The following is a 16428-nucleotide window of genomic DNA, read 5'->3' as shown; positions in this document are numbered from 1 at the left end:
TCCTACTCAAGTGAACAGCCCCAAATTTAAACCCTATACGATTCCGACATTCCAATAAATTCCCTCACCGCATAAGGCAAATATTTATCCTTATTCCAAATCATGCCGAGCTCCAGATTGACTTCCGGTTGTGTAAACGGAATGGCTGCGAGATTCTCATTCTCGATCTGACTGCAGATACGGCTTGGCAGCAGGGTGACGCCCAGTTTGGCGCCTACCATCTCAATCATGAAATCTTTTTGCGAACTTTCACAGACGACTTTCGGTTCAAAGCCATGCCTTGAGCAAGCTGCCATGATTCGGTCATGAAGCGAGAAATCATGATGGTATAGAATAAGCGGCTCATTTTTGATTTCCGCAAAGGCCACGTCATGTCGGTCGGCCCAGGGGTGGTCTTGATGCACCATAAGCATCAAAGGATCGTTTAAAAGTTGTATGATTTCGAGGTTTTCTTGCTGTGCGGGAAGATTGCAGACGAGGCCGATATCAAGGTCGCCGTCACTGACGCCTTCACTGATTTTATTGCTCCCGACCTCTGTCAATAACAGATCAATTGAAGGGTAATTTTCTTTATAGCGGCTGATGAATTTTGAAAAAAACGCGGCACCAATAATCGGGGGGATACCGATTCTGATTTCGCCTTTTTTCAAATCAATCACGTCATTCAACTCAGATCTCAGATTGGCAAATGACGCAAGAACTTTTTTCGCATTGACCAGAAAAGCTTCTCCGGCATCGGTCAGTTCCAATTGCTGCGATCCCCGGTAAAAAAGCTGTACACCAAGCTCCCGTTCAATGTTTTTAATCGTTTTGCTTAAGGAGGGCTGGGCGATATGAAGTGTTTCAGCCGCTCGGGTGACGTTCAATTGCCGGGCAACTTCCGTAAAGCATTCGATTTGCCTGATATCCATGTGCACAGGCTCCCTTCATACAGGTTTGATTATGTCTATTATACGTCAAGGTATAGCCAAAAGGAATAGTATTCATGCAAAACATGTATTTTAGTATTTGATGCGCTTACATTAAAATGAAGGAAAGGACAAAGGGGAGGATTCAGGAATGACGGATTATATCAAAGTGAGAAATCTGCAAGTCGCCAGGGAACTCTATGATTTTATCAATTCGGAGGCGCTTCCGGGAACAGGACTTGACCAGGATGCATTCTGGAAGGACTTGGATCAGCTTATTGCCGATTTGACACCGAAAAACAGAGCATTGCTGGATGAGCGGGAGACGATTCAGAAGCAGATTGACGCGTGGCATAAGGAAAATGATGTGTCGGATTTTGATACTTACAAAACCTTCCTGAAAGAGATCGGTTATTTGGAACCTGAGGTGGACGATTTTAACATCACAACCGAAAATGTGGATGAGGTCATCACACATCAGGCAGGGCCGCAATTAGTCGTGCCAATCGATAATGCACGGTATGCGCTCAACGCTGCCAACGCACGCTGGGGCTCACTTTATGATGCGTTATACGGGACCGATGTCATCAGTGAAGAAGGCGGTGCTGAGAAGACAGCTTCCTATAATCCTGTCCGCGGTGAAAAAGTCATTGCATTTGCTAAAAACTTTTTGGATGACCATATACCGCTAGAGGGGGCGTCACATAAAGATGCCGTCCGTTATTCTGTAAATGGAGGAAAGCTTGAGGTGACGCTGGAAAACGGTGCGGCAGCCAGGCTCAAGGATACAGTGCAATTTGCCGGCTACCAGGGGGCTGCTGACAGACCTGACGCCATTTTACTCCGGAATAACGGAATGCACGCTGAGATTCAAATCGATCCTGATCATCCCATCGGCAAAGCGGATCCGGCTGGCGTGAAAGATGTGTTTATGGAGTCGGCCACAACAAGCATTATGGATTGTGAAGATTCGGTGGCAGCAGTTGATGCCGAGGATAAAACGCTCATCTACCGCAACTGGCTCGGCTTGAACCGGGGCGATTTGACAACGAGTTTTTCAAAAAATGGAAAAGACGTCACGCGCAGGCTGAACCCTGATCGCACCTATACCGCTCCGGGCGGCGGTGAGCTCTCGTTGAACGGTCGAGTACTCATGTTCGTCCGCAATGTCGGGCATTTGATGACGAACAACGCGATTCACGATGAAAATGGCGAGGAGGTCTTCGAGGGGCTTATTGACGGTGTGTTTACAAGTCTGATGGCAAAACACAGTCTTCTCGGCAATGGTCCTTATCAAAATTCACAACGCGGCTCGGTTTATATTGTCAAACCGAAAATGCACGGGTCAAAAGAAGCGGCCTTTGCCAATGAACTATTTTCACGTGTGGAAGACATGCTCGATATGGAACGCAACACGCTGAAAATCGGCTTGATGGATGAAGAACGCCGCACGAGCCTGAACTTGAAAAATTGCATTCATGAAGTGCGCGAACGTGTTGTGTTTATTAATACAGGATTTCTCGATCGCACCGGTGATGAAATCCATACAGCCATGGAAGCAGGTCCAATGATCCGCAAAGGTGACATGAAAGCATCGACCTGGCTGAATGGGTACGAAAAGAATAACGTCAATGTTGGTCTCGATGCCGGTTTGAAAGACAAAGCGCAAATCGGGAAAGGGATGTGGGCGATGCCGGACTTGATGGCGGATATGCTTGACGAGAAGATTGGTCATCTGAAAGCAGGCGGCAACACGGCATGGGTACCATCACCGACGGCTGCAACCCTGCATGCACTGCATTATCATCAAGTGAATGTATGGGAGGTCCAAGCGGCCATTGAACAAGAAGCGCAGGAGTACCGCGATGATATTTTGCAAATTCCGGTTGCGCGTGATACCGGTTGGACGGCTGACGAGATTCAACAAGAGCTCGACAATAGCAGCCAAACACTGCTCGGATATGTGGTGCGCTGGGTCGAGCAGGGCGTCGGCTGTTCAAAAGTCCCCGACATTAATGACGTCGCGCTGATGGAAGACCGCGCGACATTGCGCATCTCCAGCCAGATGCTCACCAACTGGCTCTATCACGGCATTTGCACCGAGGAACAAATGATGGATACATTGAAACGAATGGCCAAAGTAGTAGATAAGCAAAATGCCGGTGATTCCGCGTATCGTCCAATGGCACCGGATTATGATGCATCAGTCGCTTTCCAGGCAGCCTGTGACCTTGTCTTTAAAGGACGCGAGCAGCCAAGCGGCTATACCGAACCGATCCTGCATCAACGCAGGATTGAAGCAAAAGAAAAGCAAGCCATAGCAAAATAGGGGGTCTGTCCCCCACCACATTAACGCTTTACCGTGGTGGGGGACAGACCCCCTCCAAAATATTTGTAATTTTTAAAATTAATGCTGACTTTGTTGTATGACACTGATTAACTTAAGACAAAGTCAATTTTTTCTCTGGGTTGTTATATAACAAAAAGTGACAAAAAGGGGGCGGGAGTTCTTATATGATATCAACAGCTATCGATACGGTTGTACCGAAAGATCAGATTAAACCGAATGAGAAAAAAGACCATCCGCTTGGTAATGGCGGACGCGAAATAATTGAAGCCCATTCCGAGGAAGATATTTCGAATGTGCTGGCTTACGCGAACAAACATGATATGACCGTTAATATCATATCGGGCGGTACGAAACGCGGGTATGGCGGCACAATGAAAGAAGCGGACATTTTACTATCGCTCGCAAAATACAGAGGCATTGTGGAGCATTCGGTTGGGGACTTGACGCTGACTGTCAGACCTGGAACAACCATAAAAGAGATATCCGATAAACTGGCAGAAAACGGGCAATGCCTGGCGCTGGATCCATCGTGGCCGGAACTGGCAACGATCGGGGGGCGCGATTGCTGCAAATGACAGCGGTTCCAAACGATTGCTTTACGGGTCGGCAAGAGATCACGTCATCGGCACACGGATTGTTTATGCGGATGGGCGGGTGATCCGAACGGGCGGCAAGGTGGTCAAAAACGTTGCCGGCTATGACATGAATAAACTTTTCATCGGCGCGATGGGCACACTGGGCATCTTCAGTGAAATCACGCTAAAATTACGGCCGTTGCCGAAGTATGAAGGGCTGTCACTTTTGCATTTTCCGGATGGACGTGAAGAAGACATCCACACGTTTGCCAAAGAAATCATGGACTCGATGATGGAGCCGGTCTCACTTGAAGTTTTGACACCGGAAACTTCTGACATGATGACTGGAAAACGCCTTTATACACTCGCAATTGCTTTTGAAGACCGGGAAAAAGCCGTCAGACAGCAGGAAGCGTGGGTGACAGAGTATCTGCCAACAGGGGTCGAGCAGATGGTCCTGCATGAAGGTGAAGCACGCGAATGGTGGGATAAATTCCGCTGGTTGAGCCCGAACGGCCACACCGATGAAGCAGACGACGCCAAAACCCAAGCTGCTTTGAAAATCGGCAGCCAGCCTTCTGATGTCCCGGCCACCTTAAAAAAAGCGGAAGAGCTCGCGGAAGCACATCATGTATCAATCAAAGCACATGGCGGTGCCGGACATGGGATCTCGAGGGTCTATATGAACGGGTTCACGGAGGACATCATCGGTTACACCAAAGCACTCAGGTCAGAGGTGGAAAAGAATCATGGCTATGCGGTTTGCACACACATGCCGTTCACACTAAGGGAACATGCTGACGTGTGGGGCGGGAAGCCTGATTATTTTCCGTTACTGGAAGGGATTAAGCAAGCGAATGATCCGAAGAAAATACTAAACCGACATCGGTTTGTAGGAGGTATTTAAGATGAGCATGGGTTTAGCGGATTTGCTGAGAGGCAAGCGACATCATCTTGAAACTGCTGCGGTAACAGGTGATGGCCAAACAGAAAGTACGAATCAAACCAGTGCCGCTGCCGTTATGGAAGACCAGCAGACAGATAAAACCGAGCCGCCCTGTCAAACAAACACGCTCGGAAACTACCTTTGGGATGATATACCTGATGCGACAAAATGGGCTGATTGCGTTCATTGCGGCTTGTGTCTCGAGGCATGTCCGACCTACCAGGAGACAGGTGAAGAACAGCATTCTCCACGGGGACGTGTTTACTTAATCAAATCGGTGGCAGAAGGCAAAATCACTATTGATGAAGCGTTTTCCGATCCCGTCTTCGGCTGCCTTGATTGCCGTGCCTGTGAAACAGCCTGTCCTGCAAATGTTCAGGTTGGCGGACTGATTGAGGAGGCACGCGGACAAATCAATCAGGCGATGCCGGAATCAGGTGTTACCGGCACGTTTAAGAAGACCGTTTTGAATAAAGTGCTCCCGAACCAGAAGCGGATGAATACGCTTGGCGGTTTGATGCGCTTTTACCAGAAGAGCGGCCTGCAAAAAGCGGCCAGGAAAACAGGGGCACTCAACGTCTTGCCGGACCATTTAAAATGATTGGAGCCATGCCAAAAGCGAAGCCGGTTTCTGGGCAGGGTATCGGATGTTGTGACGGCGAAGGGCGAGACAAGAGCGTGTCCGCTATTGCTCACGGGTTGTATGATGGATGAAATGTTCAATGATGTGAACGAATCGACCATCCGCGTCCTCACACATAATGGATACGAAGTTTGCACTACCGCCTGATCAGGGGCTGCTGCGGGCGCTTCATGTGCACGCAGGTGAGCGGGATACCGGGCAAAGCGCTCGCCAAACAGAAACATCCAGGCATTCATGGAATACGATAAGATTCTCCTCAATCTGCAGGCTGCGGGCTGTGCGCTCCAGGATATGATGAGCTGTTCCGGAACGATCCAGAGATGCAACCGTTTGCGAAAGAATTTTCCGAAAAAATCGAGGATGTTACGAAATTCCTGAACGATATTGATTTCAAACGTCCTGTTCCGAAGTGATACAACCGTGACTTAATCATGATGCATGTCACTGGCCACGGGCAAGGGCATCCGGGAAGAGCCGCGCCAAATTCTGAAGGACATTCCGGGCGTTGAGATGGTTGACCTGCCTGATGCGGACCGCTGCTGCGGGAGTGCGGGGATTTATAACCTGACACATCCTGAGATGGCAGGCAAGCTGCTTGACCGTAAGATTGATGACGTACCGGACAATGTTGACATGATTTCAATGGGCAACCCAGGCTGTATGCTGCGCAGATTGCCATGGGTGTGAAAAATACGGACGGAGAAAAAATCGTTCATTAGCTCCTTGACGGGCATACGAAAAAGATAAGCAGAAAGCACACGAAGAGGGTCTGTCCCCCACCACGGTAAAGCGTTAATGTGGTGAAGGGCAAGTCTGAAGCCTTCAATAAATAATTTTTGACAGGCATCGGCGCGTCAGGACAATTTCATCCCATCAAATGGGTGAAGTTGTGACAGGCGCCATAAATGCATCAAACAGAAAGCAGGTGAAATTATGTTTCGGAAAAAGCAAACCAAACAAAAACGGATGCTGTCCAAACAGCAGTAATCGATATTGCCGGAGAAGAAAACGTACTCTATTTGAAAGCAGATCTCCTGGCCTACGATTTGTGATGGCTACACACTGGAAAGAGTGCCAAGGGCAGTGGTGTTTGTGAGGAACACACAGCATGTTTCAGAGGTCGTCAAATCGTTGAAACGCACTGGGAAGTACCATATATCGGCACGCGGCGCAGGCACAGGCCTGAGCGGCGGGCGCAACACCAATGGGCGTGAAGTGATCATTCAGCCTCGTACGTATGAAACGGCTGCTTGGACCTTGATCTGGAAAACCGCATAGCCGTTGTCGAACGGCTATATTAACTTGAGCTGTCCCAGTTCAATTGCCGGTAAAGGCTACTATTATGCGCCGGATCCTTTCCAGTCAGTGGCCTGTTACATCGGCGGCAACGTTGCGGAAAATTCGGCGGTGCACATTGTCTGAAATATGGTGTCACGACCAACCATATCCTGGCACTCGAAGTGGTTTTGCCGCGCGGTGAGGTCATCGAGATCGGCAAAAGTGCTGTCCCGGATCAGCCCGGCTATGATTTGCTCGGTCTTCTAACCGGGTCAGAGGGAACACTTGGCATCGTCACGAAAATTACGGTCAACGTTTTGAAAAATCCTGAAGGCAAGAAAACAGCACTCGCTTATTTTGACGACATTGATCATGCCAGTCAGGCGGTTTCGGATATTATCGCAACAGGTATCATCCCGGCTGCGCTGGAAATGATGGATGACATTGCGATTGAAGGTGTCGAAGCTTCGGCCTATCCGGTCGGGCATCCGCAAGATATTGCAGCATTTCTCCTGATTGAAGTGGATGGGATTGCGGCCGGGCATGACGATCAGATGATGAGATTTTAACCGTATGCAGAACAACGCGTGGCGTGACGTGAAGTGGCTAGATGAGGCTGAGCGCAGTATGTGGTGGGCCAACCGCAAAATGGGCTTCGGTGCGATGGGCGCGATTTCGCCGGATTACCTCGTCCAGGACGGTGTGATTCCAAGGACGCGTCTGCCTGAAGTGTTGTCACAGATCAGTGACATCAGCAAAAAATACGATTTGCGGATTGCGAACATTTTTCACGCGGGCGACGGCAACCTGCACCCGCTGATCCTGTTTGATGCGAGCATCGATGGCGAAAGTGAGCGGGCGTCCAAAGCAGGATCGGAATGTTTGCAAGTGTGCGCTGATGTGGGCGGTTCAATCACCGGCGAACACGGTGTCGGCATCGAAAAATCAGACGAAATGCATTTTATTTTCAGTGATGAGGAAATGGCAGCACAAACAGATGTCCGGAACGTTTTCAATCCGGATAATCTGCTGAATCCAGGGAAGCTTTTTCCTGAACCTGCCCGCTGCGTTGAGGTGAAACACGAGGAGAAAAAAGAAACCATTGGGTAGGGGGCCTGTCCCTCAGCACTTTAACGCGTTAGAGTGGTGGGGGACAGACCCCTAACAAAGGAGGCGATAGCGTGAAGTTTACACAATTCAAACCGAAACACGAACAAACGATTTTACAGGGGATTGTAACTGATAGCGGTATCAAACAAATTGAAGGGGATATGTTTACCGATTGGCAAGAAACCGGGACGATCTATCAGCCTGCTGATGTCGAAAGTTTGAAACCGATTTCCCCGAGGCATGTGGTTGGCATTGGTGCAAACTACGTGGCGGGACCGGAAGACTTGCCGGAAAAGCCGCCTGAATTACCGGTATTCTTTTACAAACCGGTGTCGTCAGTGATTGGCAGTGGCGAGCCTATTATCATTCCAGAGGGGATCAGCGAGGTGAAGTTTGATCAGAGCTCGCAGTTGTTATTGGGAAAACGGCGCAAAACGTTGCTGAGGATGAGGTGCTTGATTATATTTTCGGCTATACCGTGGCCAATGACGTGACAGCGCCGCAATATTTTCATGAGGATGGCCATTGGATGGTCGGCAAGTCATTTGACACGTTCACACCACTTGGCCCCTGTATCGAGACCGAGCCTTGATCCTGACATGGTAGCGGTTTAAAGCCAGCTTGAATGGCGAGAGAAACAGGAGCCGACGAACATGATTGTCTCAATGCGACAGATATCGGCTTATTTATCTGGTCAACACTGGAACCGGGTGATGTCATTTTAACCGGGAGTCCGCTTGGCGCCGTCATGATGAAAGACGGCGATAACATTATTTGCAGCATTAACGGCATCGGAGAACTTCATAATCCTGTTGTGCAAAAGGTGCGTGTGCGTTCACGGTAATATGGCTATCTGCACCTGCCAGTCAGCGATCAGATATCAGAATGCCGTTTACCATATTATTCATGAAAGCTGTTTTCAGATAGACGATTACTTTTAAAAAAGGGACATGTGTGCACAAGCATTGGGCGCCGCGTCGAAATATGTTGCTGTTTTGCACAATAAGCTTGTCACACAGTCCTCACATCTTAAACCTGCTTCTAATAGTAAACGAAAAAATATCTGAAAACAGAAAAAATTTAAAAAGGGAGGAATCACCTGGGAACTGGACCTTAGCTTTCTTGCTTTGCTTCCGAATCATTGCTGTTGCTGTATTTCTGGTGGGCTTTAAATGGCCTGCAAGTAAAGCCATGCCGATTTCCTACATTGTAGCTATTGTGTTAGCACTTTTTGTCTGGGAAGTCTCATTCCCGAAGGTCGCTGCTGCTTCTGTCAATGGTCTGGTCGTTGCTGTGACGCTTTTATTCATTATTTTCGGTGCGATCCTGCTGTTGAACACGCTGCAGGAAAGCGGCGGACTTCACACGATTCGACGCGGCTTTACGGACATCACGCCGGATCGCCGCATTCAGGTCATTATCATTGCATGGCTTTTCGGTTCGTTTATTGAAGGGACTGCAGGATTTGGAACACCGGCAGCTGTCGCCGTGCCGCTGATGGTAGGACTTGGTTTTCCGGCAATGGCAGCGGTTGTTTCCGGGATGGTCATTCAGAGTACACCTGTCTCATATGGTGCGGTCGGAACACCGCTTGTTGTCGGCGTGGGCAATGGTGTTGAACCACTGAGTCAGATAACGGATGTTTCAAGTTTTGTTTTCGGTATTGCCGGGAAAGTTGCGCTGCTCCACACGCTGGCAGGTATTTTAGTACCATTGTTTCTGGTTGCACTTCTGACACGCTTTTTTGGGAAAAACAAATCGTTTAGTGAAGGGCTTCAGGTTTGGAAGTTTGCTATTTTCGCCGCGCTCGCCATGACGATCCCGCATCTGGTGGTTGCCTATGCGATGGGACCGGAATTCCCGGCCATGTTCGGCGGCTTGATTGGTCTTGCCGTTGTTGTCCCAGCAGCGAAAAAAGGCTTTCTTATGCCAAAAGAAGGGGAAGAGTGGGATTTCGAGCCAAAAGAACGCTGGGATCCGCTCTGGAATGGCAAAGTAGAATTGAAGCAAAATGATGTCAATGCCGGAAAAATTGGCATGTGGCGCGCATGGTCACCTTATGTGCTGATTGCGCTTCTGCTGATTATCTCAAGATTGACCCCGCTTGGTGAATGGATGCAGGCTGCCATCATCCGGATTCCGAATCTCTTTGGAACGGAAATCACAGCTGAATGGGAAATTCTTTATTCACCAGGATTTATTTTCATCGTTGTTGCTGTCATAACGTACTTTATGCATCGTATGAAACCAAGTGAATTTGCCACTGCATGGAGGGATTCAGCTAAAAATATGATTGCAGCCAGCACAGCACTGGTCTTTACGGTGCCAATGGTGCAAGTCTTTCTGAACACGGATGGCGGCGCGGCAGGCTATCAGGAAATGCCGCTCGTTCTGGCAGAAGCTGCTGCGAATTTGGGCGGCGAGCTGTATCCAATCTTTGCAACATTTATCGGGGGTCTTGGTGCATTTGTGGCCGGCAGTAACACAATCAGCAACATGATGTTTTCCTTCTTCCAGTACGGGGTCGGTGAAAATATCGGCGGTGATCCAACATGGATGGTCGCCCTGCAGGCAGTCGGCGGTGCAGCAGGTAATATGATCTGTGTGCATAACGTTGTTGCCGCATCGGCTGTCGTTGGCCTCGTCGGCAAGGAAGGCCACGTCATAAGGAAGACGCTGATTCCATTTTTGTATTACGCGCTCTTGGCTGGTTCAATCGGCTATTCGATCATGTGGACAGCCGACAAAGGCATTTTCAACATCGGGTCGATTTTAGCCGTCATCATCTGGGGCATTGCCATTTACTTCATCGCAACAAACAAAAAGCGTCTGGCCGCCCTGGACAGGAAGAATATTGCTTGAATAGGGGTCTGATAGGGGGTCTGTCCCCTTCTATCTGAAAACAAGGGGAGGAAAATGTTTGATTCGTAAATTTCAACCTATTCTTTTCATTGAAAGGAGAGTGAATTCTTTGGAATATAAACAGCTGGATGATTGTTTTGTTGCCTGCGACGCTGAAGATTTGCTTTCTGCGTTAACGAACAAAGCAGATTATATTATAATCCACGAAGACTATAAAAGAGAGTTCGAGGAAAACACGCAATTGCCGATTACGGAAACAGAAGAAATGGCATTCCAGTTAGGATTCCGCGGTTGGGCAGGCATTTGGGGAGGAACATTTTTTCATATTATTAATTTTTTCAGCAAAGGAAGTAAGCAGCAAAAGAAAATTGACAGCAAGATCCGCAAATATAATTTGAAAAGATTGAATGGAAACGAAATTCTCTTGTACCTGCGTCAATTGAACTATTAAATTTACTGTTTCATTAGCCTTACTTACTGAACAAATGGCACATATTAAAGCTGGTGTTATTTTGAAAAAAGAAGTGAAAAAATATTTAGCTGAAATTATATCCATTACGAATAGGGGGTCTGTCCCTCACCGCTTTAACGTGTTAGAGTGATGGGGGACAGACCCCCGCTAATCCAAATAATAGGAATACGTTCCATTATTTGAGCCATGGTGAAAGATATACACGGGATGTGGGGAGAGGTTACATGCGCGTTTTCCTGGAACACATCAATAAGCCTGTACTGTTCATCGTGCAGGGAATACTGCTCTAAAATGCCTGCCTTAGGTTCGATTATCCAATATTCGGGGATGCGGAAATTGGCATACGTGTTTAGTTTATCAATTTTATCCCGTTTTAATGTGGACGGTGAAAGAATCTCAACAACAAGGTCTGGAGGCCCGATTACACCGCGATTGCTTAAAATATCCAAACGCTTGCGGTGAATCAATACAAGATCCGGCTGCCTCACTTCATTATCAGCTAATATGACATCAACAGGAGCATATAAAATAATATAGTCTGATTCACAGCTTTTTCCTATTTCCTTCTGCATTTGAAAGCTGATCATCTGATGTGTAACAGACGGCGCCGGGCTCATCAATTCCAATTGCCCGTCAACGAGTTCATAGCGGTAGCCGTCATCAATTGAAGCATAATCATCATAGGTGAGGTTGTTTTCGTTTATGAGTTCAGTATAAGCGTCCTTATTTTTACTCTCCTTTTTATCACGCATCACCGTACCTCCCATTCGTTTATGATAGTATACCACAGGAGGTCCGCCCCGTGCCAGATAGAGGGTCTGTCCCCCACCGCTTTAACGCGTTAGAGTGATGGGGGACAGACCCCCCCTCCATCGACACGATCAGGTTTTTTTTGGTCAAACTTCATTATTTCGATAAAAAACGAAAAAAGTACTAGGAAAAAAGATGCCCAAAATACAGAAAATTTGAAATAACAAAACTAAAGTTGTATAGACTGACAGATTTTTACTTGGTAGTCTTTATATAACAACATTCGATCATTATTTTAATGATGGTCAAGCTCCACTTTTCTATCCAGGAAATTTCTGACACCCCATGATTAAACATTTCTATTTATTTACCCGAATCCAGTTAAATAAGAAAGGAGGCAACATGTACCGGATGTCTCGCTGTTCTTACGGTAAATCTGTCTATTTGGAGGCGTTACCATGAAAAATCGTCATTTGTTGTCGGCCTTGTCGATGCTGTTGGTTTTGGCCCTTATCTTCCCGGTTTATACATTTGCTGACAGTGAGGATGGGAAAAACGATTTTGTCCGGAATAAAATGAATGACATGACGTTAGAGGAAAAAATCGGGCAGTTATTTGTCGTCCATGTTTATGGCAAGACACCGACTGATCCGGACTATGAGCAGACAAATTTAGATAATGACCGTGGTGGTAAAAATTTTAAAGAAGTTATCGAAAATTACCATGTTGGTGGTGTGATTTATTTTAACTGGACCGATAATATCGGGATGCCTGTTGATACCGAACAAGTGAATGCACTTTCAAACGGGTTGCAGGATATAGCGATGGATCAGCGTTCTGAAATTCCTCTCTTTATCTCAACTGATCAGGAAGGCGGAATTGTGCAGCGGGTGACAAGTCCGGGGACTGTTTTTCCGGGGAATATGGCGCTCGGGGCGACACGTTCCGAGGAGATGGCAGCTGATCAGCCGGTATTCTGGGTGAGGAGTAAAGAGCCTCGGTATTAAATATAATTTTGCCCTGTGTGACGATGTCAATGTGAATCCTGAGAATCCGGTGATTGGTGTTCGTTCTTTCGGTGAAAATCCTGATTTGGTGTCGGATCTGGGAGTTGCTCAAGTCAATGCCTACCAGGAAGAAAATGTGATCGCATCAGCGAAACATTTTCCGGGCCACGGTGATACGGATGTCGATTCCCATTACGGGCTGCCGATTATCAATCATGACCTGGAGACATTGCATGAAGTGGATTTGAAACCTTTTAAAAAAGCGATTGATGCGGGCATTGATTCGATTATGACGGCGCATATTGTTGTACCGGCTCTCGATGATTCCGGGCTTCCGGCAACGCTTTCGAAACCGATCCTGACCGATTTATTGCGTGAGGAGATGGGTTTTGACGGTTTGATTATCACGGACAGTCTCGGCATGTCCGGCGCCAATGTTGTACCAGAGGATCGTGTGGCCGTTGAGGCGTTTAAAGCCGGAAACGATATTTTACTGAATCCGCCGAATGTTGAATTGGCGTATGACAGCATGATGGAAGCGGTCGAAACCGGCGAAATTAGTGAGGAACGAGTGGATGAATCAGTCTACCGCATTTTGGAAGCCAAAAAGGATAAAGGGCTCTTTGATGATCCGCACACTGACCCGGACGCAATCGAAAATATCGGGACGGACGAGCATTTGCAAACGGCTGACGAAATTGCCAACAGAAGCATTACGCTTGTAAAGAATGAAAATGACGTATTGCCGCTTGAAAGTTCCGAGGATGTGTTCATTACCGGCCCATCATCAGCGAAACCCGGCTTGCTTTCTGATCAATTAAATAACAAAACAGTGGAAGCGAGCAGTTTGGCAACAGATACGAGTCCGAGTGATGGACAAATTGATGAAGCTGTCGCGAACGCGGAAGAAGCGGATAAAGTCATTGTGACGACCTATACCGCTAACACAAATGAGGCGCAGCAACAGTTGGTGGGTGAACTTGAGGCAACTGACAAACCGGTGATTGTCGCAGCTATCCGGAATCCTTACGATCTGATGGCTTTTCCGGAAGTCGATGGTTATCTGGCAACATACGGCTTTCAGGATGTGTCGGTTAACGCGCTGTCCAACGTCATGGCCGGCGATGTCAATCCATTCGGAAAGCTCCCGGTTACTCTGCCGGATTTATATGAATACGGCCACGGCTTAGATTATATTGACACACCAAACAGCGCTGATGGTATGACAACCCTCACTGAAAACTTTATAGATGAGGGCGAGATCGAGGAAAGCCAGGCTCGTTCCATCATCAGACATTTAACGGCCGTGAGCCATTTTGAGGAAAGTGAATCAGCCGAAAAAGTGATCAAGCATATGGAAAGCTTCAAACAACTGCTCGATCATCAATTGGCTAATGAAATGATGTCATCCAAGGCACATAACTACCTGATGACGGAAACGGACCGGTTAATTGAGAAATGGTCATAGATAGATTTTCAATTCGATATCAATCGACTTCTTTAAAAGTTAAAAATTCTATCATTTCAGAGGATATTTTTTACGATTGAAATCGGCTGATTCGCCGATTTCGCCCAATCTGACTTCCGGCCTCTGATCACTGAAGAGACGAGGCTAGGCCTGAGTTTTTCTTAGGAAGGTGTTTATAGCATGAAACGTCATCGTTCAACCAAACCAAATCAAATTTTGCAAAAAAGCTATGCAAATGGCATGTTTAGAATCGCCGCAGCGGCTTACTTACTGTTTTGTGTCGCCTTTTTACTGACATCACCAACGACTGCTTACTTTAGCGATGATGAAGGTGCTGATGGAACCATTTCAGCTGCCGATGATTTTGATGAAGAAGATGCAGCGGAATCGGACAACGCCACGCGTGATGAACAGGCGGACAAGCAAGAAAACGCAAATCGTGAGCAGGACAAGCCTGGACGTTCTCAAACATCTGAGGAGCAGTCACAGGAGGACCAGCAGGCAAATACAGATGGTGAGCCGGCCAAGCAGGACACGCAGGCAGATGAGCATAATGACGCTACATCACCTGATGAGTCCGATTCGAATGGTGAAGGGGATGACAACCAATCCGGAGAGGACGAGAAGTCTGAACCTTCGTCAAAACCAGGCAATGAGGAACCAGAAGAAGAGTCCAATAACGACCAATCAGAAACTTCCGCGGCCGATGACGACAACGCATCAGACGAATCAAAGCCGGATGCGGATCGGAGTGATAACCAGGATGATGAAAAAAATCCTGAAAATGATTAATCACCTGACAACGTTTCTATTATTCAGTCTGCTGATTGTAACCGTTTTTATGGTAATTTCTCTCAGAGCATCGGGAGGGGAAGCTGATCTTTTCGGTTATCAATTGAAAACGGTTTTATCCGGGTCGATGGAACCTGAGATACAGACCGGATCTATTATATCGATTGAACTGGATGGGGATATGACACGTTTTGAAGAAGGCGATGTAATCACTTACCGATCATCGGATGACATGCTCATTACCCACCGAGTTGATGAGGTGATGCAAGACGGTGAGCAATACATGACGAAAGGTGACAACAACGAAGAAGCTGATTCAGAGGCGGTCCTTGCTGAAAATATCGTTGGAAAATACACAGGGCTCACGATACCGTATGTCGGTTATGTGATGAATTTTGCCAATACGGCAGAGGGCGCTGCACTGCTGCTTATCCTGCCCGGTATTTTTCTCATCGGTTACTCGGCAATTAGCATTTGGCGAGCGCTGAAGCAAGTTGACGGTTCGAAAAATAAGGAAGCGGCGAAAGAATAATCATTGGTTTGCGATGTTCATAGATACCCATTCTATGCGGCATTCAAATATACCCTTTAACTCAGGGAGAAAAAATTTTAAGGAGGCATTCAATATGGGGATTAAAAAACAATTAGGTATGGGTGTGATGTCTGCAGCACTCGGTTTATCGCTGGTTGGAGGAGGAACCTACGCATATTTCAGTGACAGCGAGACGACGAACAACACGTTTGCGGCGGGAACGCTTGACTTGGCTGTTGAGCCGACAGAGGTAATTGATGTAGAAAATATCCAGCCAGGCGAATCCATGACCCGCGATTTTGAACTGCAAAATAACGGATCACTGGATATTAATCAGGTGCTCCTGGAAACAAACTATTCCGTGATAGATGCTGAAGGTGACAACACGGATGACTTTGGAAATCATATAGAGGTGACGTTTTTATACAATGCGGATCAGCTGAATGAAGTGATTTATGAAACAACATTGGCTGAGCTGCAAGACATGACACCAGAAGCCGTTAATGAAGAGGTATTCATTCCGGCGCTTGGTGAGGACGGGCTTGAATCCGGTACGAGTGATGATCTCGTTGTTGAATTTTCCTTCGCCGACAACGGTGAAGATCAAAACCAATTCCAGGGCGACTCTTTAGAACTGCAGTGGACCTTTAATGCCCAGCAAACAGAAGGTGAGGAAGGCTAATACTTGATTTGACGAGAGCTGTGCCATAAATGATGAACGTCCATTATGGCCAG

Annotated in this window: 15 protein-coding genes and 2 pseudogenes; 15 read left to right on the top strand and 2 right to left on the bottom strand. The window is 47.3% G+C overall.

What is annotated here, in order from left to right; translation table 11 throughout:
• Positions 1 to 26 precede the first annotated feature (26 nt).
• On the bottom strand, positions 27 to 911 hold the full coding sequence (locus Len3610_RS13080) for a LysR family transcriptional regulator (protein ID WP_176448338.1): 885 nt from the start codon (positions 909 to 911) through the stop codon (positions 27 to 29).
• A 148-nt stretch (positions 912 to 1059) separates the two neighbouring features.
• Between Len3610_RS13080 and Len3610_RS13075 the strand changes: the two genes are divergently transcribed.
• The 10 genes and pseudogenes from Len3610_RS13075 to Len3610_RS13045 all read left to right on the top strand — a co-directional run bounded on the left by Len3610_RS13075 (position 1060) and on the right by Len3610_RS13045 (position 11123).
• On the top strand, positions 1060 to 3237 hold the full coding sequence (locus Len3610_RS13075; protein ID WP_176448337.1) for a malate synthase G: 2178 nt from the start codon (positions 1060 to 1062) through the stop codon (positions 3235 to 3237).
• A 185-nt stretch (positions 3238 to 3422) separates the two neighbouring features.
• Positions 3423 to 3833, top strand: coding sequence for an FAD-binding oxidoreductase (locus tag Len3610_RS21870; protein WP_369693578.1), 411 nt, complete (start codon positions 3423 to 3425; stop codon positions 3831 to 3833).
• 16 nt (positions 3834 to 3849) lie between these two features.
• Positions 3850 to 4740: an FAD-binding oxidoreductase gene (locus tag Len3610_RS13070; RefSeq protein WP_369693577.1), complete on the top strand. Its 891-nt coding sequence runs from the start codon at positions 3850 to 3852 to the stop codon at positions 4738 to 4740.
• A 1-nt stretch (position 4741) separates the two neighbouring features.
• Positions 4742 to 5380, top strand: coding sequence for a (Fe-S)-binding protein (locus Len3610_RS21090; protein ID WP_255259614.1), 639 nt, complete (start codon positions 4742 to 4744; stop codon positions 5378 to 5380).
• 480 nt (positions 5381 to 5860) lie between these two features.
• Positions 5861 to 6109, top strand: a complete 249-nt coding sequence (locus Len3610_RS21085) for a heterodisulfide reductase-related iron-sulfur binding cluster (protein WP_255259613.1) — start codon at positions 5861 to 5863, stop codon at positions 6107 to 6109.
• Between the two features lie 299 nt (positions 6110 to 6408).
• Positions 6409 to 7810, top strand: a pseudogene (locus Len3610_RS21865) (FAD-linked oxidase C-terminal domain-containing protein).
• A 71-nt stretch (positions 7811 to 7881) separates the two neighbouring features.
• Complete coding sequence (locus tag Len3610_RS21070) at positions 7882 to 8304, top strand: Rv2993c-like domain-containing protein (RefSeq protein WP_255259610.1); 423 nt, start codon at positions 7882 to 7884, stop codon at positions 8302 to 8304.
• Positions 8262 to 8654: pseudogene (locus tag Len3610_RS21065) on the top strand (fumarylacetoacetate hydrolase family protein). The gene Len3610_RS21070 and the pseudogene Len3610_RS21065 overlap by 43 nt, the downstream one beginning before the upstream one ends.
• Before the next feature lie 278 nt (positions 8655 to 8932).
• Positions 8933 to 10672: an L-lactate permease gene (locus Len3610_RS13050; protein WP_176448336.1), complete on the top strand. Its 1740-nt coding sequence runs from the start codon at positions 8933 to 8935 to the stop codon at positions 10670 to 10672.
• A 58-nt stretch (positions 10673 to 10730) separates the two neighbouring features.
• Complete coding sequence (locus tag Len3610_RS13045; protein WP_255259609.1) at positions 10731 to 11123, top strand: hypothetical protein; 393 nt, start codon at positions 10731 to 10733, stop codon at positions 11121 to 11123.
• Positions 11124 to 11257: 134 nt separating this feature from the next.
• On the opposite strand, the gene Len3610_RS13040 is transcribed toward Len3610_RS13045, so the two are convergent.
• Positions 11258 to 11896 carry a Uma2 family endonuclease gene (locus tag Len3610_RS13040; RefSeq protein ID WP_176448335.1) on the bottom strand — a complete coding sequence of 213 codons (639 nt, stop codon included), beginning with the start codon at positions 11894 to 11896 and terminating at the stop codon, positions 11258 to 11260.
• A 456-nt stretch (positions 11897 to 12352) separates the two neighbouring features.
• Between Len3610_RS13040 and Len3610_RS21060 the strand changes: the two genes are divergently transcribed.
• From Len3610_RS21060 to Len3610_RS13020, 5 genes are all read left to right on the top strand, one after another.
• On the top strand, positions 12353 to 12901 hold the full coding sequence (locus tag Len3610_RS21060) for a glycoside hydrolase family 3 N-terminal domain-containing protein (protein WP_255259608.1): 549 nt from the start codon (positions 12353 to 12355) through the stop codon (positions 12899 to 12901).
• 31 nt (positions 12902 to 12932) lie between these two features.
• Positions 12933 to 14369, top strand: a complete 1437-nt coding sequence (locus tag Len3610_RS13035; protein ID WP_255259607.1) for a glycoside hydrolase family 3 protein — start codon at positions 12933 to 12935, stop codon at positions 14367 to 14369.
• A gap of 180 nt (positions 14370 to 14549) precedes the next feature.
• The gene (locus Len3610_RS13030) at positions 14550 to 15161 is read left to right on the top strand and encodes a SipW-dependent-type signal peptide-containing protein (protein ID WP_176448334.1); all 612 of its coding nucleotides are present in this window, start codon (positions 14550 to 14552) and stop codon (positions 15159 to 15161) included.
• Entirely contained in the window at positions 15133 to 15693 is a 561-nt protein-coding gene (sipW, locus tag Len3610_RS13025; protein ID WP_176448333.1) for a signal peptidase I SipW, read from the top strand. The genes Len3610_RS13030 and sipW overlap by 29 nt, the downstream gene beginning before the upstream one ends.
• 94 nt (positions 15694 to 15787) lie before the next feature.
• A complete protein-coding gene (locus tag Len3610_RS13020; protein ID WP_176448332.1) occupies positions 15788 to 16375 on the top strand; it encodes a CalY family protein in 588 nt (195 codons plus the stop codon).
• Positions 16376 to 16428 lie beyond the last annotated feature (53 nt).

The sequence above is a fragment of the Lentibacillus sp. CBA3610 genome, from assembly GCF_013373365.1.
GTDB lineage: Bacteria > Bacillota > Bacilli > Bacillales > Amphibacillaceae > Lentibacillus.
This window is presented reverse-complemented; position numbering and strand designations above follow the sequence as displayed.